14 protein-coding genes are annotated in these 17,398 nt (G+C 71.3%); 6 read left to right on the top strand and 8 right to left on the bottom strand.

Annotation, left to right across the window (positions count from 1 at the left end):
* Nucleotides 1-426: 426 nt before the first annotated feature.
* From pyrF to pyrR, 8 genes are all read right to left on the bottom strand, one after another.
* Nucleotides 427-1,122: an orotidine-5'-phosphate decarboxylase gene (pyrF, locus tag B0I32_RS27020; RefSeq protein WP_106244546.1), complete on the bottom strand. Its 696-nt coding sequence runs from the start codon at nt 1,120-1,122 to the stop codon at nt 427-429.
* 121 nt (nt 1,123-1,243) lie between these two features.
* Nucleotides 1,244-2,221 carry a dihydroorotate dehydrogenase gene (locus B0I32_RS27015; protein WP_106244887.1) on the bottom strand — a complete coding sequence of 326 codons (978 nt, stop codon included), beginning with the start codon at nt 2,219-2,221 and terminating at the stop codon, nt 1,244-1,246.
* On the bottom strand, nt 2,211-3,062 hold the full coding sequence (locus B0I32_RS27010) for a dihydroorotate dehydrogenase electron transfer subunit (RefSeq protein ID WP_245956052.1): 852 nt from the start codon (nt 3,060-3,062) through the stop codon (nt 2,211-2,213). Before B0I32_RS27010 ends, B0I32_RS27015 begins: the two co-directional genes overlap by 11 nt.
* A gap of 39 nt (nt 3,063-3,101) precedes the next feature.
* A complete protein-coding gene (gene carB / locus B0I32_RS27005; protein WP_106244542.1) occupies nt 3,102-6,389 on the bottom strand; it encodes a carbamoyl-phosphate synthase large subunit in 3,288 nt (1,095 codons plus the stop codon).
* Between the two features lie 3 nt (nt 6,390-6,392).
* A complete protein-coding gene (gene carA, locus B0I32_RS27000; protein WP_106244540.1) occupies nt 6,393-7,541 on the bottom strand; it encodes a glutamine-hydrolyzing carbamoyl-phosphate synthase small subunit in 1,149 nt (382 codons plus the stop codon).
* Nucleotides 7,538-8,836: a dihydroorotase gene (locus B0I32_RS26995; protein ID WP_106244538.1), complete on the bottom strand. Its 1,299-nt coding sequence runs from the start codon at nt 8,834-8,836 to the stop codon at nt 7,538-7,540. Before B0I32_RS26995 ends, carA begins: the two co-directional genes overlap by 4 nt.
* Nucleotides 8,833-9,750 carry an aspartate carbamoyltransferase catalytic subunit gene (locus tag B0I32_RS26990; RefSeq protein WP_106244537.1) on the bottom strand — a complete coding sequence of 306 codons (918 nt, stop codon included), beginning with the start codon at nt 9,748-9,750 and terminating at the stop codon, nt 8,833-8,835. Before B0I32_RS26990 ends, B0I32_RS26995 begins: the two co-directional genes overlap by 4 nt.
* Nucleotides 9,747-10,337: a bifunctional pyr operon transcriptional regulator/uracil phosphoribosyltransferase PyrR gene (gene pyrR / locus B0I32_RS26985; protein WP_106244535.1), complete on the bottom strand. Its 591-nt coding sequence runs from the start codon at nt 10,335-10,337 to the stop codon at nt 9,747-9,749. Before pyrR ends, B0I32_RS26990 begins: the two co-directional genes overlap by 4 nt.
* 272 nt (nt 10,338-10,609) lie before the next feature.
* On the opposite strand from pyrR, the gene B0I32_RS26980 reads away from it, so the two are divergent.
* The 6 genes from B0I32_RS26980 to bldD all read left to right on the top strand — a co-directional run bounded on the left by B0I32_RS26980 (nt 10,610) and on the right by bldD (nt 16,933).
* Nucleotides 10,610-11,854: an arginine deiminase gene (locus B0I32_RS26980; RefSeq protein ID WP_106244533.1), complete on the top strand. Its 1,245-nt coding sequence runs from the start codon at nt 10,610-10,612 to the stop codon at nt 11,852-11,854.
* 42 nt (nt 11,855-11,896) lie between these two features.
* Nucleotides 11,897-12,904, top strand: coding sequence for an ornithine carbamoyltransferase (gene argF, locus B0I32_RS26975; protein ID WP_106244531.1), 1,008 nt, complete (start codon nt 11,897-11,899; stop codon nt 12,902-12,904).
* Nucleotides 12,905-13,840 (top strand): carbamate kinase, encoded by a 936-nt coding sequence (arcC, locus tag B0I32_RS26970; protein ID WP_106244529.1) that lies wholly within the window; start codon nt 12,905-12,907, stop codon nt 13,838-13,840.
* A 9-nt stretch (nt 13,841-13,849) separates the two neighbouring features.
* Nucleotides 13,850-15,274: an amino acid permease gene (locus tag B0I32_RS26965; RefSeq protein ID WP_106244527.1), complete on the top strand. Its 1,425-nt coding sequence runs from the start codon at nt 13,850-13,852 to the stop codon at nt 15,272-15,274.
* Nucleotides 15,271-16,137, top strand: coding sequence for a universal stress protein (locus tag B0I32_RS26960; protein ID WP_106244525.1), 867 nt, complete (start codon nt 15,271-15,273; stop codon nt 16,135-16,137). Before B0I32_RS26965 ends, B0I32_RS26960 begins: the two co-directional genes overlap by 4 nt.
* A gap of 301 nt (nt 16,138-16,438) precedes the next feature.
* On the top strand, nt 16,439-16,933 hold the full coding sequence (bldD, locus tag B0I32_RS26955) for a transcriptional regulator BldD (protein WP_026214021.1): 495 nt from the start codon (nt 16,439-16,441) through the stop codon (nt 16,931-16,933).
* Nucleotides 16,934-17,398: the final 465 nt, after the last annotated feature.

Below are 17,398 nucleotides of genomic sequence, written 5' to 3'. Positions count from 1 at the left end.
GCCCCCTAAGCAACGTCAAGAGCGGTTTCTCTCCCCACAAAATCCACTTCATCACTCTCCGTGAGCGTAAAATCACCTTGTGCTGATCAAATCGCCCTCACATCCGCCTTCGCGCGTCGGCTCGCGCCGATGTCGCGAAACGCAACGATGATCGCCTTTCCGGCAGCGGCCGATGTCCGAAACCCGGCCCGCACCAGGGCCGAAACCAGATCGATCAAGAGGGCGCGGCGGCCTGAGCGGATGCATTATGATCTTGTGAGCGGTGCGTCGCGGGCGTGTCGCACGCGACGCCGCGGCACCGTGCCCATGCGCCACCGGACGCCGGCCCCGCCGCGTCCCGGCGTTCGGCGAGTCGCCGGGAGGCGGGCGTCAGAAGGCGCGACCCCTGAAGCGGGCGTCAGAGGACGAGTCGCTGAGGGGCGGGCGTCAGGAGGCGCGGCGCAGGGAGGCGGCGATGGCGGCGGCGGCCGCGCCCGGGTCCGGCGAGCCCGTGATCGGCCGGCCGATGACGAGCAGGTCCGCCCCGTCCGCCAGAGCCTGCTCCGGCGTGGCCACGCGCATCTGGTCCTGCGTGGCGGCCCCCGTGGGGCGCACGCCGGGCGTGATGAGCGTGATCCCGTCCCCGACCTCCGACCGTACGGCGGAGACCTCGTTGGGCGAGCACACCAGGGCCGTCGCGCCCGCCTCGACCGACAGCGCTGCCAACCGGCGTACGGCGTCCTCGGCGGGCCCGGCGAGGCCGATGCGCTCCAGGTCGCCCTCGGTCAGGGAGGTCAGGACGGTCACGGCGGCGATCTGGGTGTGCGGGGCGGCCTCCACGGCGGCCCTGATCATGGCGGGCCCGCCGGCGGCGTGCACCGTGAGGATCGAGGGCCGCAGCCGGGCCACGGCACGCGCGGCGCCGGCGACGGTGTTGGGGATGTCGTGCAGCTTGAGGTCGAGGAACACGCGCACCCCGCTGGCCCCCCGCACGGAGGCGATCACGTCGGGGCCGTAGCGCAGGTAGAGCTCGAGGCCCACCTTGACCGTGCTGACATGGGGGGTGACCAGCGAGGCCCAGCGGGCGGCGGTCTCAAGGTCGGGGGCGTCGAGAGCGACGGCGATGGGTGCGGCGGTGGTCAAGACGTGCTCTCCTGGCGTTCGGTGATCAAAAGCGTGCTCTCTCTTCAGTGTCAGGGAACCGAGGCCCGGCGTGCGGGAGTCAGGACGCGCCCTCCCCGGCGTGCGGGAGTCCGTGCGGGAGTCAAGGCGTGCTCTCCTCGGTGTCGACCAGCAGGTGCCGGGGCGCGCTCCCCGGCGGGCGGTGCGCCAGGCCGACGGCGTCGGCCAGCCGCTGGAAGCCGCGGGCCCGGAGCAGGTCCTCGAGCTCGCGTTCGATGCGCAGGCAGGCGTAGGGGTCGTGGAACAGCGCGGTGCCGACCCCGACCGCGCAGGCGCCGGCCAGGACGAGCTGGAAGGCGTCCCGGCCGCTCATCACGCCGCCGATGCCGATCAGCGGCACGCCGGGCAGGGCGGCGTGGACCTGCCACACGCACCGTACGGCCAGCGGCAGGATGGCCGGCCCCGACAGCCCGCCGGTGACGGCGGCGAGCGAGGGCCGCAGCGCCTCGGTGTCGATGGCCATGCCGAGCGGATTGTTGATCATGGACAGGGCGTCGGCCCCGGCGTCCACGCAGGCGCGGGCGACGGAGACGATGTCGGCCACGTCGGGCGCGAGCTTGGCGACGACGGGCACGTCGTAGCGCATGATGGAGCGTACGGAGGCGATGACCTCGGCGGCGGCGCTGCCCTCGCGGGCGAAGACGCGCCCGCGGTCCTCCATGTTGGGGCAGGAGAGGTTGACCTCCAGCGCGGTCACCCCGGGCGCGTCGGCGAGCCTGCGGGCGAGCTCGGAGTATTCGGCGACGGTGCCGCCGCCGATGGAGACGATGGTCTTGATGCCGCGCTGGGCCAGCCAGGGCAGCTCGCGCTCCAGGAACGCGTCGATGCCCGGCCCCTGGAGGCCGACGGCGTTGAGCATGCCGGAGGGCGTCTCGGCCATGCGCGGCGTGGGCCGGCCCGCGCGCGGCGCCATGGTGATCGAGCGGGTGGTCAGGGCGCCGAGCCGGTGCAGGTCGAAGAACTGGGCCAGCTCACGGCCCGATGAGGCGCAGCCGGCGGCGGTGGTGATGGGGTTCGCCAGCTCGACGTGAGCCAGGAACGTACGCATATCAACTGACATGTCGTGCACCGCCTCCGGGGGCGCCGAGCGCGTCGAACGGGATCGTTCCCACGTCCTCGAAGCGCACCCGCTCCCCCCGGAACACCGGCCCCTCCGCGCAGGCCCTGACCATCCTGGTCGCGCCGTCGTCCCCGATGACGGGCAGCACGCACGTCATGCACACCCCGATGCCGCAGGCCATCGACTCCTCGACGGCCACCTGCACCGGGATGTCGAACTCCATCGCCACCGCCGTCACCGCCCGCAGCGTCGCCATGGGCGCGCAGGCGTAGACGGCGTCGGCCCGCGTGTCGGCGATGACCGCGGGCAGCGCGTCGGTGACCGTGCCGCGCAGCCCCAGGGAGCCGTCCTCGGTGGTCAGCGTGGTCGTCTCGGCCATCCGCCTGGCCCGCATCGCCCCGAACACCCGCTCGGCCCCGCTCCCGCCGAGCACGAAGTCCACCCGGCAGCCCCGCTCCAGCAGCGCGTCGGCCAGCGGGAACAGCACGGCGGAGCCGTACTCGGAGCCGACCAGCACGCAGTGGACGGGGTCGCGCGGCAGCGGGAAGGGCCGCCCGAGCGGCCCGACCAGGTCGAGCGTGTCACGGGCGCGGCGGTCGGCCAGCCAGGCCGTGCCGGGCCCGCGGGTGGTGAAGACGAGTTCGACCGTGCCGCCGTAGTCGGCCTTCACGTCGTGGATGGACAGCGCGCGGCGCGTCACCATCGACGTGTGGGCCCCTCCGACGGCCACGGAGACGAAGTGACCGGGACGGTAACGCTCGGCGATGCCGGGCGCCACCACCGTCAGCGCATGGTAGGCGTCGACCCGGCGCGTCGTCAGCACCGTGCCCGTCACCTGCACCGGTGTGCCGGCCAGTCGTCTTCACCTCCCGCTGCGGGGTCAGCCCCGGAGTGCCCGTGCGTGCTCTTGCAGGGACCGTACGCCGATGTCGCCGCGCACGATCGCCTGGATGCCGGCCGCCGCGGCGGCGAGCCCCGAGACCGTGGTGATGCACGGGATGCCCCGCAGCACCGCGGCCGTGCGGATGTCGTAGCCGTCGAGCCGCGGCCCCGACTGTCCCGGGCTGCCGAAGGGCGTGTTGACGATCAGGTCGACCTCGCCGTCCAGGATGGCCTGCACGCTCGTGGGTTCACCTCCGGGACCCGTCCCCTCGCTGTGCTTTCGCACGATCTTGGCATGGACGCCGTTGCGGCGCAGCACCTCGGCGGTGCCCTCGGTGGCGAGGATCTCGAACCCGAGGTCCGCCAGTGCCTTCACAGGGAAGATCATCGCACGCTTGTCCCTGTTGGCCACGGATACGAACGCGCGTCCCTTGATCGGAAGCCGGCCGTAGGCGGCCGCCTGGGACTTGGCGAACGCGATCCCGAAGAACTCGTCGATGCCCATGACCTCGCCGGTCGAGCGCATCTCGGGCCCGAGCACGGTGTCGACGCCGCGGAACCGGTTGAACGGCAGCACCGCCTCCTTGACCGCGATGGAACTGTCGAGCGGCAGCGTGCCGCCGTCGCCGGAGGCGGGCAGCATGCCCTCCTCGCGCAGCGAGGCGATCGACGCGCCGAGCATCACCCGGGCCGCCGCCTTGGCCAGCGGCACCGCCGTGGCCTTGGACACGAACGGCACCGTACGGCTGGCGCGCGGGTTGGCCTCCAGGACGTACAGGACGCCGGCCGACATGGCGTACTGGACGTTGAGCAGCCCGCGCACCCCCACCCCCGCGGCGATGGCCTCGGTGGCGGCGCGGATGGCCTTGATGTCGGCGCTGCCGAGCGTGATGGGCGGCAGGGCGCAGGCGGAGTCGCCGGAGTGGATCCCGGCCTCCTCGATGTGCTCCATGACGCCGCCCAGGTAGAGCTCGGTGCCGTCGTAGAGGGCGTCCACGTCGATCTCGATGGCCTCGTCGAGGAACTTGTCGACCAGCACCGGATGGCCGCCCTCCTGGGCCGCCATGTAGGTGGTGAGCGTCTCCTCGTCGTACACGATGGCCATGCCGGCCCCGCCGAGCACGTACGAGGGCCGGACGAGCACGGGGTAGCCGATCTCGGCGGCGATCTCGACCGCCTCGGCGACGGTCACGGCGGTGCCGTGCTTGGGGGCGGGCAGGCCCGCCTCGGCCAGCACCCGGCCGAACGCGCCGCGCTCCTCGGCCAGGTGGATCGACTCGGGCGAGGTGCCGACGACGGGCACGCCCGCGTCCTTGAGCGCCTGCGCCAGGCCCAGCGGCGTCTGCCCGCCGAGCTGCACGATCACGCCGGCCACCGGCCCGGCCTGCTGCTCGGCGTGCACGACCTCCAGGACGTCCTCCAGCGTGAGCGGCTCGAAGTAGAGCCGGTCGGAGGTGTCGTAGTCGGTCGAGACGGTCTCGGGGTTGCAGTTGACCATGACGGTCTCGAACCCGGCCCGCGACAGCTCGAACGAGGCGTGCACGCACGCGTAGTCGAACTCGATGCCCTGCCCGATGCGGTTGGGGCCGGAGCCGAGGATGATCACCTTCTGCCGGTCGCCGCCGGGGACCTCGCTCTCCTCGTCGTAGGTGGAGTAGAGGTAGGGCGTCTTGGCGGCGAACTCGGCCGCGCAGGTGTCGACGGTGTTGTAGACGGGCCGCAGCCCGAGGGCGTGGCGCAGGTCGCGCACCCTGGCCTCGTCGATGCCGCGCAGCTCGCCGATCTGCACGTCGCTGAACCCGAGGTGCTTGGCCCGCTCCAGCACCTCGGTGGTCAGCTCGTCGGCCGCGGCCACGGCCCCGGCCTCCTCGTCCAGCAGGAAGAGCTGGTCGATGAACCACGGGTCGACGCTGGTGGCCGCGAACACCTCGTCCGGCGTGGCGCCGGCCCTGATGGCCTGCTGCATCGTGCGCAGCCGCCCGTCGTGCGGGGTCCTGCACGCCTCCAGCAGCTCGTCCTTGGGCGGCACGTCGCCGGCCCAGGAGAAGGAGGAGTCCTTCTTCTCCAGCGAGCGCAGCGCCTTCTGCAGCGCCTCGGGGAAGGAGCGGCCGATGGCCATGGCCTCGCCCACGGACTTCATGTGCGTGGTGAGCGTCTGGTCGGCGCCCCTGAACTTCTCGAACGCGAAGCGGGGCACCTTCACCACGATGTAGTCGAGCGTCGGCTCGAAGGAGGCCGGCGTCTCCTTGGTGATGTCGTTGGGGATCTCGTCGAGGGTGTAGCCGATGGCCAGCTTGGCCGCGATCTTCGCGATCGGGAAGCCGGTGGCCTTGGAGGCGAGCGCGGAGGAGCGGGACACGCGCGGGTTCATCTCGATGACGATCATGCGGCCGGTGCGCGGGTCCACCGCGAACTGGATGTTGCAGCCGCCGGTGTCGACGCCGACCTCGCGGATGACGGCGATGGCGACGTCGCGCATGTTCTGGTATTCGCGGTCGGTCAGGGTCAGCGCGGGCGCGACGGTGACGCTGTCGCCGGTGTGGACGCCCATCGGGTCGATGTTCTCGATGGAGCAGACGATGACCACGTTGTCGGCCTTGTCGCGCATGACCTCCAGCTCGTACTCCTTCCAGCCGAGGATCGACTCCTCCAGGAGCACCTCGGTGGTCGGGGAGGCGTCGAGCCCGGCGCCCGCGATGCGCCGCAGGCCCTCCTCGTCGTAGGCGAACCCGGAGCCGGCCCCGCCCATGGTGAACGAGGGCCGCACGACGACGGGATAGCCCAGCTCGGCCGCGCCGGCCAGGCACTCGTCCATGGTGTGGCAGATGACCGAGCGGGCCGACTCGGCGTTCAGGCCGTGCTCGCGGGCGACCTTGGCGACGATCTCCTTGAACCGCTCGCGGTTCTCGCCGGCCTGGATGGCGTCGAAGTCGGCGCCGATGAGCTCGACCTCGTATTTCTCCAGTACGCCCGACTCGTGCAGCGCCACGGCGGTGTTGAGCGCGGTCTGGCCGCCCAGCGTGGGCAGCAGCGCGTCGGGGCGCTCCTTGGCGATGATCTTCTCGACGAACTCGGGGGTGATCGGCTCGACGTACGTGGCGTCGGCGAACTCGGGGTCCGTCATGATCGTCGCCGGGTTGCTGTTGACGAGGACGACGCGGAAGCCCTCGTCCCGCAGCACGCGGCACGCCTGGGTGCCGGAGTAGTCGAACTCGCACGCCTGCCCGATCACGATCGGCCCCGAGCCGATGACCAGGACGGACCTGATGTCCTCACGCTTGGGCACGGCTCATGACCTCACAGAACTGGTCGGAATCGGATGCTCGGCGGCCTCGCCCCTGGCGGCGGCCATCACCGCGCAGAACTCGTCGAAGAGGTAGGCGGCGTCGTGGGGGCCGGCGGCGGCCTCGGGGTGGTACTGGACGCTGAAGGCCCGCCCGTTCAGCAGGCGCAGCCCCTCCACGCAGCGGTCGTTGAGGTTGACGTGGCTGACCTCGGCCGGCCCGTACGGGGTCTCGAACGGCCCGTCGAGCGGCGCCTCCACGGCGAACCCGTGGTTGTGCGCCGAGATCTCCACCTTGCCGGTCCGCACGTCCTGGACGGGCTGGTTGACGCCCCGGTGGCCGTAACGCAGCTTGTACGTCGACAGCCCGAGTGCCCGCCCGAACAGCTGGTTGCCGAAGCAGATGCCGAAGAACGGCACCCCGGCCTCCAGCACCTTCCGCAGGGCGGTGACGTCGGCCGTGGCCGGGTCGCCGGGCCCGTTGGACAGGAACACGCCGTCGGGCGAGACCGCCATGATCTGCTCGAAGGTGGCGTCGGCGGGCAGCACGTGCACCTCGCAGCCGCGCTCGGCCATCCGGTACGGAGTCATGCCCTTGATGCCCAGGTCCACGGCGGCGACCGTGAAGCGCCTGTCGCCGGCCGCGGGGACCACGTAGGTCTCGCCGGTGGCGACCTCGCGGGCCAGGTCGGCGCCCTCCATCCGGGGCGACTCGCGGACCAGCTCGACCAGTTCTTCGACCGGCGCCGAGGGCGCGCTGAAGATGCCGGCCCGCATGGCGCCGCGCTCGCGCAGGTGGCGGGTGAGCGCGCGGGTGCCGGGGATGGCGATGCCGACGACGCCCTGCTCCTTGAGGTAGTCGTCGAGCGAGCGGGAGGCACGCCAGTTGGAGACGACGCGGGACGGCTCGCGCACGACGTAGCCGGCCACCCAGACGCGGCCCGACTCGGGGTCCTCGTCGTTGACGCCGGTGTTGCCGATGTGCGGGGCCGTCATGGCGACGATCTGCCGGTGGTAGGAGGGGTCGGTCAGGGTCTCCTGGTAACCGGTCATACCGGTGTTGAAGACCATCTCGCCGAACGTCTCGCCTTCGGCTCCGTACGGGGTTCCGTGGAAGACGCGGCCGTCTTCCAGGACGAGCAGCGCTGTGTTCAAACCAGCTTCCCTTCGAGAACGGTCGGCCTGCCGCGCAGGAACGTGGCCACTACCCGGCCGGGCAGCGTCATCCCCTCGTAGGGGGTGTTCCTGCTCTTGGAGGCGAAGGCGGCGGGGTCGACCTTCGTGCGTACGGACGGGTCGTAGAGGGTGAGGTTGGCGGGGGCGCCCACCTCGATCGGGCGGCCGTGGCCGCCGAGCCGGCCGATGCGGGCGGGCGCGACGGACATGCGCTCGGCGACGCCGGCCCAGTCGAGCAGGCCCGTCTCGACCATGGCCTCCTGGACCACGCTGAGCGCGGTCTCCAGCCCGACCATGCCCATGGCCGCGGCCGACCACTCGGTCTCCTTGTCCTCGACCGGGTGGGGCGCGTGGTCGGTGGCCACGACGTCGATCGTGCCGTCGGCCAGCGCGGCGCGCAGCGCCTCGACGTCGGCGCGGGTGCGCAGCGGCGGGTTGACCTTGTAGATCGGGTTGTACGCGCCCACCGGCGACTCCTCGACCAGGTCGTCGGTGAGCAGCAGGTGGTGCGGGGTGACCTCGGCCGTGACGTTCCAGCCCTTGGACTTGGCCCAGCGCAGGATGTCGACCGAGCCGGCCGTGGAGACGTGGCAGACGTGCAGCCGGGAGCCGACGTGGGCGGCCAGGAGGCAGTCGCGGGCGATGATCGCCTCTTCGGCGACGGCGGGCCAGCCGGTCAGGCCGAGCCGTCCGGAGACGACGCCTTCGTTCATCTGCGCGCCGGAGGTGAGCCTGGGCTCCTGGGCGTGCTGGGCGATGACGCCGTCGAACGCCTTGACGTATTCGAGGGCGCGGCGCATGAGCACGGCGTCGTCCACGCACTTGCCGTCGTCGGAGAAGACGCGCACGCGGGCGGCGGAGTCGGCCATCGCGCCCAGCTCGGCCAGCTGCCTGCCCTCCAGACCGACGGTCACGGCGCCGACCGGGTGCACGTCGCAGTGGGCGAACTCGCGGCCGAGCCGCCACACCTGCTCGACCACGCCGGCCGTGTCGGCGACGGGCGAGGTGTTGGCCATGGCGTGCACGGCGGTGTAGCCGCCGCGCGCGGCGGACTGGGTGCCGGTCTGGACGGTCTCGGCGTCCTCGCGGCCGGGCTCGCGCAGGTGGGTGTGCAGATCGACGAGGCCTGGCAGCGCGATCGCGCCCTGGGCGTCGACGGTCTCGCCGGCGGACGGGGACGCGGCCACGCCCGGCCCGATCTCGGCGATGACGCCGCCGTCGATCCTGATGTCGACGGGCTCCCCGCCGAGGATCCTGACATTGGCTAGGTTCATGCGGTCTCTCCCCCGAGGAGCAGGTACAGGACGGCCATGCGGATGGTCACGCCGTTGGCGACCTGCTCGACGATCGTGGATCGCGCCGAGTCGGCCACCTCGGCCGCGATCTCCATGCCCCGGTTCATCGGCCCGGGGTGCATGACGATCGCGTCGTCGGGCATCTTGGCGAACCTGTCCCGGTCGAGGCCGTACCGGCGGGAGTATTCGCGCTCGCTGGGGAAGTACGCGGCGTTCATCCGCTCCTTCTGCACCCGCAGCATCATCACCACGTCGGACTTGGGCAGCACGGCGTCGAGGTCGTAGGACACCTCGCACGGCCAGGTGCCGACCGAGACCGGCAGCAGCGTGGGCGGCGCGACGAGGGTGACCTGGGCTCCGAGCGTGTGCAGCAGCAGCACGTTGGAGCGGGCGACGCGGCTGTGCAGCACATCGCCGACGATGGTGACGTTGCGCCCGTCCAGGTTGCCCAGGCGGCGGCGCATGGAGAAGGCGTCGAGCAGCGCCTGGGTGGGGTGCTCGTGGGTGCCGTCGCCGGCGTTGAGCACGCTGCCGCGCACCCAGTTGGCCAGGCGGTGCGGCGCGCCGGAGGCGCTGTGGCGGATGACGACCGCGTCGGCGCCCATGGCCTCCAGGGTGAGCGCGGTGTCCTTGAGCGACTCGCCCTTGGACACGCTCGACCCCTTGGCGGAGAAGTTGATCACGTCGGCGGACAGCCGCTTGGCCGCCGCCTCGAACGAGATCCTGGTCCGGGTGGAGTCCTCGAAGAACAGGTTGACCACCGTGCGCCCGCGCAGCGTCGGCAGTTTCTTGATGGAACGTTCCGAGACCCTCGCCATCTCCTCGGCGGTGTCGAGGATCAGCAGGGCGTCGTCCTTGGCCAGGTCGCCGGCCGAGATGAGGTGCCGCTTCACTTGGCGTCCCCCTTCATGAGCAGGACGGCGTCGCGGCCGTCGATCTCCTGCAGGTAGACCTTGACCTTCTCGCTCTTGGCGGTGGGGAGGTTCTTGCCGACGTAGTCGGCGCGGATGGGCAGCTCGCGGTGGCCGCGGTCGACCAGGGTGGCGAGCTGCACGGCGGTGGGGCGGCCGAGGTCGTTGAGCGCGTCGAGCGCGGCGCGGACGGTGCGGCCGGAGTAGAGGACGTCGTCGACGAGCACGACGACCCTGCCGTCGATGCCGTCGGGCGGCAGCTCGGTCGGGCCGAGCGGGCGGACGGGGCCGCGCCGCAGGTCGTCGCGGTACATGGTGATGTCGATGGAGCCGATGGGGACCTTGCGGCCTTCGAACTGCTCGATGCGGTCACCGAGCCGGCGGGCCAGCGTCGCGCCACGGGTGGGGATGCCGAGCAGGACGACGTCGTCGGCGCCCTTGGTTCGTTCGAGGATCTCGTGCGCGATCCTGGTCAGCGCCCGGTGGATGTCGGGGGCCTCCAGCACTGCCCTGGAGCCGGACGCTCCGGGCTTCGCCGCGCTGGAAGGGGGCGCGCTGGAATCGGACATGGCGAATCTCACCACCTTTCCCGCCTCACGGGACGGGTCTTAAAAGGGTGTCGGTCGGGACACACAGTACCAGGGGCTACCAGCCACGATGCGTGACCCCCCGTGGGGGGCGGCCGGCCGGCCGCCGGTTCAGCCGATGGCCTCGATCAGGTAATTTCCCGGGCCGCCGCGGCGCCGCGGGGGTGTCGGCGCGGCCCCGGCTGGGCAGGTCAGACGCGCGCGGGGCGGTGCTGCTGAGTGATTTACGCCCTTTTGAGGGGGATAGAGCAGGGATGACCTTCCATGTCGAGTCCGAGGTCGGACGGCTGCGCCAGGTTCTGGTGCACAAGCCCGACCTCGCGCTGAAACGGCTGACCCCCACCAGCAAGGACGCCTTCCTCTTCGACGACGTGCTCTGGGTGCAGCGGGCGGTCGAGGAGCACGAGGAGTTCCAGCGGGTGCTCACCGACCGGGGCGTCCGCGTCCATCAGCTGGCCGACCTGCTCAGGGAGACGGTGGAGATCCCCGAGGCGCGCAAGCACATCCTGGACGCGGTCATCGACGAGCGCTGGCTCGGCCCCGTCGCCATCGACGACATCCGCAACACCCTCGACGCGCTCGACTCCGCCACGCTGCAGCTCTACCTGACCGGCGGCATCACCAAGCGCGAGCTGATCGCGATGGGCTGCGAGCCCAAGGCGGTGACCTTCCACGCCACGGGCGACGACGGCTTCATCCTGCCGCCGCTGCCCAACCACCTGTTCACCCGCGACACGTCCTGCTGGATCTACGACGGCGTGTCGATCAACGCGATGAAGAAGAAGGCCCGCATGCGCGAGACGGTCAACATGGAGGCCGTCTACATGTACCACCCGACGTTCGCCGGCGGCTTCAACCGGCCGGGCCAGGGCGGCTACCACTGCTGGATGCCCGGCCAGTCGGTGGCCCCGGCCACCATGGAGGGCGGCGACGTGCTGGTCATCGGCCGTGGCGCGGTGCTCGTCGGGATGAGCGAGCGCACCCAGCCGCAGGCGGTCGAGATGCTGGCGCAGCGGCTGTTCAGGGCCGGCTCCGCGCACACGATCGTGGCCCTCGACATGCCGAAGGCGCGCGCGTTCATGCATCTCGACACCGTGATGACCATGCTGGACGTGGGGGTGTTCACCAAGTACGCAGGCCTCGGCATGCTGCCCGCGTACACCATCGAGCCCGGCGACACCCCCAAGGAGCTGAAGGTCACCGACCACCCGCCCGAGGACATGCACAAGGCCATCGCGCACGCCCTCGACCTGCCGGACATCACGGTCCTGACACCCACCCAGGACGTGTACGCGGCCGAGCGGGAGCAGTGGGACGACGGCTGCAACGGCCTCGCGCTCGAACCCGGCGTGGTCGTGGCCTACGAGCGCAACACCACCACCAACAACTACCTGCGTGACAACGGCATCGAGGTGATCACGATCAGGGGCAGCGAGCTCGGCCGGGGCCGCGGGGGGCCGCGGTGCATGAGCTGCCCGCTCGAACGTGACGCCGTCTAGGGGGACAGATCCAGATGAGTGCAGCCCGGTGAGCGTCACCCGATGACGGCCGTCGACCTGCGCGACCGCAGTTTTCTCAAGGAGCTCGACTTCACGCCGGAGGAGCTCGGCTTCCTGCTGCGCCTGTCGGCCGAGCTGAAGGCGGCCAAGCACGCCCGCGCCGAGCGGCGGCGGCTGCGCGGCAGGAACATCGCGCTGATCTTCGAGAAGACCTCCACCCGCACCCGCTGCGCCTTCGAGGTGGCCGCCCACGACCAGGGGGCGCACACCACCTACCTGGATCCGGCCGGCACCCAGCTCGGGCACAAGGAGTCGGTGGCCGACACCGCGCGGGTGCTCGGCCGCATGTACGACGGCATCGAGTACCGCGGCAGCAGGCAGGCCCACGCCGAGGAGCTGGCGGCTCTGTCCGGGGTGCCGGTGTGGAACGGGCTGACCGACGAGTGGCATCCGACGCAGACGCTGGCCGACATGCTCACCATGCGCGAGCACGCCGGCCGGCCGCTGCACGAGGTGTCCTTCGCCTACCTCGGCGACGCGCGCAACAACATGGGGCACTCGCTGCTGGTGACGGGCGCCATGTTCGGCATGGACACCCGCGTCGTGGCCCCCAGGGCGCTGTGGCCCGACCCGGAGTCCGTGCTCGGGCCGGCCGAGCGGGTGGCGGCCGGCACCGGCGCCAGGATCACCGTGACCGACGACGTGACCATGGGCGTCAAAGGGGTCGACTTCCTCTACACCGACGTGTGGGTGTCGATGGGCGAGCCGGCCGAGGTGTGGGACGAGCGGATCAAGCTGCTGCTGCCGTACCAGGTGAACGAGACCGTGGTGAAGGCCACCGGCAACCCCTCGGTCCGGTTCATGCACTGCCTGCCCGCCTGTCACGACCGCGGCACCGAGGTCGGGCGGGAGATCTACGACAGGACCGGGCTGGACGCGCTGGAGGTGACGGACGACGTGTTCCAGTCACCGCGTTCGATCGTCTTCGACCAGGCCGAGAACCGGCTGCACACCATCAAGGCCATCATGGTCGCGACCTTGGGAGACTGAATGCGGGTCATCGTGGCACTGGGCGGCAACGCCGTCCTGCGGCGCGGTCAGCGGCCTGACGCCGACACGCAGGTCGCCAACGTGCGCACCGCCGTCAGGACGCTGGCCCGGCTCGCGGCCGAGCACGAGCTCGTCATCACCCACGGCAACGGACCCCAGGTCGGCCTGCTGGCCGCCCAGTCGGCCGCGGACCCGGGGCTGACCAGGCCCTACCCGTTCGACGCGCTCGGCGCGCAGACGCAGGGCCTGCTCGGCTACTGGATCCAGCAGGCGCTGCAGAACGCGCTGCCCGGCCGCCAGGTGCTGGCCATGGTCACGCAGACGCTGGTCTCGGCCGTCGACCCGGCGTTCGAGCAGCCGGCCAAGTTCGTCGGCCAGGTGTACGAGCGCGAGGAGGCCGAGAAGCTGGCCGCCGAGCGCGGCTGGACGGTCGCCCAGGACGGCCGCCAGTGGCGGCGCGTCGTCCCCTCCCCCGCCCCGCAGCGCGTGGTCCAGACCCGGCTGATCCGTCGCATGACGGGCGAGGGCGTGATCGTGGTGTGCGCGGGCGGCGGCGGCATCCCCGTCGTGCGCGACGAGCGCGGGCGGCTGACGGGCGTGGAGGCCGTGATCGACAAGGACCTCACGACCTCGATGCTGGCCGAGGCGCTCGACTGCGACGCGTTCCTGAGTCTGACCGACGTGCCGCGCGTCATGCGCGGTTTCGGCACGCCCGAGCAGAGCGAGATCGGCCACACCACCCCGCACGAGCTGCGGGCGCTCGACTTCCCCGCCGGGTCGATGGGGCCGAAGGTGGAGGCGGTCTGCCGGTTCGTCGAGACCACCGGCGACATGGCCGCCATCGGGAAGCTCGACGAGGCCGAGCGCATACTCGACGGCTCGGCGGGAACGATCGTCACACCCAACGGCAGGTGGCCGCTGACGAGCACGTTGTAGGGGGCGTCCATGACACTGGCCGGGCGTCTGCTCCGTACCAAACCGACCGACCGCATCGTGGCCGAGGGGGGCCACGGCGAGGGCGGCGAGCTGCGGCGCACCATGACGTTGTGGCAGCTGACGCTGTTCAGCGTCGGCGCGACGCTGGGCACGGGCATCTTCGTGATCCTCGGGCAGGCGGTGCCCAAGGCGGGTCCCGCGGTGGTGCTGGCGTTCGTGCTGGCGGCGATCACGGCGCTGTTCTCGGCGCTGTCGTACGCCGAGCTGGCCGGCACGATCCCGGTGTCCGGCTCGTCCTACTCGTACGCCTACGCGACGCTGGGCGAGCTCGTGGCCTGGATCTGCGGCTGGTGCCTGATGCTGGAGTACGCCGTCTCCGTGGCGGCCGTGGCCGTCGGCTGGGGCGAATACCTCAACTCCTTCCTGCACTCCCTGTTCGGCTTCGAGCTGCCGGACGCGATCACCCGCTCCCCCGGCCAGGACGGCGGCGTGGTCAACGTCACCGCGATCGTCATCGTGCTGCTGGCCACCTGGCTGCTGCTGTACGGGGCCTCCGAGAGCGCGAAGGCCAACGCGTTCTTCGTGCTCATCAAGATCGCGGTGCTGCTGTTCTTCTGCGCGGTGACGTTCACCGCCTTCCGGTCCGGCAACCTCGCGCCCTTCGCCCCGCTGGGCGTGGCCGGCGTCACCGCGGCGGCCTCCCAGGTGTTCTTCTCCTACATCGGCTTCGACGCCGCCTCCACGGCCGGTGAGGAGGCCAAGAACCCCCGGCGCGATCTGCCGCTGGCGATCATCCTGTCGCTGGTCATCGTGACCGCCGTCTACGTGCTGGTCGCGCTGGCCGCGGTCGGGGCGATGCCGTGGACCGAGTTCGACGAGAAGGGCACCGAGGCGAGCCTGTCGTACATCGCCGACCTCGCCGTGGGCGCCACCTGGCCCGGCCTGATCGTCTCCTTCGGCGCGGTCGTCGCCATCGCCAGCGTCGTGCTCACCGTCATCTACGGCCAGACCCGCATCCTGTTCGCGATGTCGCGCGACGGGCTCATCCCCCGCGTCTTCCAGCGGGTCAACCCGCGCCGGCAGGTGCCGGTCGCCAACACGCTCATCGTGGCCGCGTTCATCTCCGTCCTGGCCGGGCTGGTGCCGCTCGGCCAGCTCGCCGAGGCGACCAGCATCGGCACCCTGTTCGCCTTCGCCATCGTCAACGTCGGCGTGCTCGTGCTGCGTTACCGCAGCCCCGAGCTGCCGCGCAGCTTCCGCACACCGCTGTTCCCGGCCACGCCCGCACTGGGGGCGATCCTGTGCCTCGTGGTCATGGCGGGGCTGGCCGGGGTCACCTGGGTGGCCTTCGGGCTGTGGATGCTCGTCGGCCTGATCTGCTATTTCCTGTACGGCTATCGCCATTCACGGCTGAACGCCGAGGTGGGCAAATGAAGCTGGACAACATCCTGGCCGGATACGTCGCGGGGCCGCGGGGGCGCGACGGGCTGGCGCTGGCCGTCCTGCTCAAGGAGGCGGCGCGGGCGCGGCTGACGGTGGCGAACGTGCTGCCGCCGGCTTCCTCCGCGCCGGGGCCGGCCAGGGCCGAGGAGAGCGCGTGGCGGGCCTACCTGCACGAGCAGGCCACCGCCACCCTCGCCCAGGCCCGCGAGCTGGCCGGGGACGACGCCGAGTACGTCACGCACACCCACCGGGGCAGCGGGCGTGGACTGGTGGAGCTGGCGCGCAGGCGCGGCGCCGACGTCGTGGTGATCGGCTCGGCGCCGGGACGCGGCAGGGGGCTCATCTCGGTGGGCAGCACCGCCGACCAGCTCCTGCACAGCTCCTCCGTTCCCGTGCTGCTCGCGCCGCGCGGCTGGGGCGAGGAGCCGCCGGCCGCCTTCGACCGGCTCACCGTCGCCTACCGGCGCGGCCCCGGCTGCGACGTGGCGGTCAAGGACGCGGCCAGGACGGCCGCGGCGCTCGGCGTGCCGCTGCGGCTGGTCACGCTGGTGGTCAGCAGCGGCAGGCGGGTGCGGATCGAGGAAGAGATGCTCGCCCGTCTGCGCGACCAGGCCGCGGCCGACCTGCGCGCCGCGGCCAGGGGGCAGCGGCGGCGCTCGCCCGTGGAGGTCGAAGTGCTGGAGGGCCGCAACGTGGCCCAGGCACTCGCCGCGACCTCGTGGCTGCCCGGCGAGATGATCATATGCGCTTCCAGCGACACCGGGCCACTCAGGCGGGTGTTCCTCGGGGACACCTCGATCAAGATCGTCAGGGCCTCGACCTGCCCGGTCATGGTTCTCACCCGCCAGCCTTGACCGTGCCGAAAATGTCGTCAAACCCTGACGAAGCAGCGTTACCAGTGGGGCATGAGGGGCGTTTGCGGCGTTCCCTACCGGACCGGATTCGGCATCTTTTTTCCAATCAGCTTGACCTTCGGCGTCCACCCCTTTACCGTCACTGTGCGTAACCACACCGCGCGGCGTCCTGGGGTAAACCCAGGGCCATGGCTACCGATGGTGCCGAGCCTGGCATCAGACCCCCCGGTGGCCGGGGCATACGCCGCAAGGGAGCACAATCTACTGAGAGCGATACATACGAGAGCCGGGGGGCCACACGATGCCGTCTGAGTACGCAAAGTCGCTGGGTGCACGACTCCGCGCCATCCGCACCCAGCAGGGGCTGTCCCTGCATGGAGTCGAGGAGAAGTCGCGTGGCAGGTGGAAAGCCGTAGTCGTTGGCTCTTATGAGCGCGGCGACCGAGCGGTGACCGTGCAGAAGCTTGCCGAGCTTGCCGACTTCTACGGGGTGCCCGTCTCCGAGCTGCTGCCGGGCGGAGCCGCCCCCAGCCCGCTCGGGCCGACACCCAAGCTTGTGATCGACCTGGAGCGCCTGGCGACCCTGCCCAAGGAGAAGGCCGGCGCTCTTGCCCGTTACGCCGCGACGATCCAGAGCCAGCGCGGCGACTACAACGGCAAGGTGTTGTCGATCCGCCAGGAGGACCTGCGCTCCCTGGCCGTGATCTACGACAAGTCGCCGAGCGAACTGACCGAGGAGCTCATCAGCTGGGGCGTCCTCGACGCCGAGGCCCGCCGGGCCGTCGAGTCCTTCTGAGACCGTCCTTAAGGTCGTCCGGCCTCGGGCCTGCTGGTCCTCCAGCCCGAGACCACCCCTTTGAGACAGTCAGCTTTGAGGCCCCGGCCGGATTCCTCCGGGTCGGGGCCGCCGGTTCGAGACCCTGAGTCCGGGGTCGCAACCTCGAAACCGCCCGCCTCACCCTGGGGCCCGCCACCCACCGGCGGGCCCTTCGGCATCCCCGACCCCGACCCGGCCCTTGTTCCCATGCCGGTCCACCGGTGCCGTTCAGGGACGCCGCACCGTTCAGGGACGCCGCACCGTTCAGGGACGCCGTACCGTTCAGGGACGCCGTGCCGCTCGAGCCGGGATGCGCCTGGTGCCAGAGTGCATGCCGTCGCCCCTGAACGCGGCATGGACAGGACCATGGAGTGCTCCCGTGGGCGGGTGACTCGCCGGAGCAGCCCTCGCCAACAGGGCCCATCCACCGCCCAGCTGACAGTG

Origin of the sequence: Nonomuraea fuscirosea (assembly GCF_003001935.1) — a bacterium.
Lineage (GTDB): Bacteria > Actinomycetota > Actinomycetes > Streptosporangiales > Streptosporangiaceae > Nonomuraea > Nonomuraea fuscirosea.
The sequence above is the reverse complement of the archived record's forward strand: the minus strand, read 5'-3'. Positions and strand labels throughout refer to the sequence as shown.

Coding starts and splice junctions, on each gene's coding strand:
- B0I32_RS26995 (WP_106244538.1), bottom strand. CDS start 8,836: ATGAACCTAGCCAATGTCAGGATCCTCGGCGGGGAGCCCGTCGACATC.
- B0I32_RS26980 (WP_106244533.1), top strand. CDS start 10,610: ATGACCTTCCATGTCGAGTCCGAGGTCGGACGGCTGCGCCAGGTTCTG.
- arcC (WP_106244529.1), top strand. CDS start 12,905: ATGCGGGTCATCGTGGCACTGGGCGGCAACGCCGTCCTGCGGCGCGGT.
- argF (WP_106244531.1), top strand. CDS start 11,897: ATGACGGCCGTCGACCTGCGCGACCGCAGTTTTCTCAAGGAGCTCGAC.
- B0I32_RS27015 (WP_106244887.1), bottom strand. CDS start 2,221: ATGTCAGTTGATATGCGTACGTTCCTGGCTCACGTCGAGCTGGCGAAC.
- B0I32_RS26965 (WP_106244527.1), top strand. CDS start 13,850: ATGACACTGGCCGGGCGTCTGCTCCGTACCAAACCGACCGACCGCATC.
- pyrR (WP_106244535.1), bottom strand. CDS start 10,337: ATGTCCGATTCCAGCGCGCCCCCTTCCAGCGCGGCGAAGCCCGGAGCG.
- bldD (WP_026214021.1), top strand. CDS start 16,439: ATGCCGTCTGAGTACGCAAAGTCGCTGGGTGCACGACTCCGCGCCATC.
- B0I32_RS26960 (WP_106244525.1), top strand. CDS start 15,271: ATGAAGCTGGACAACATCCTGGCCGGATACGTCGCGGGGCCGCGGGGG.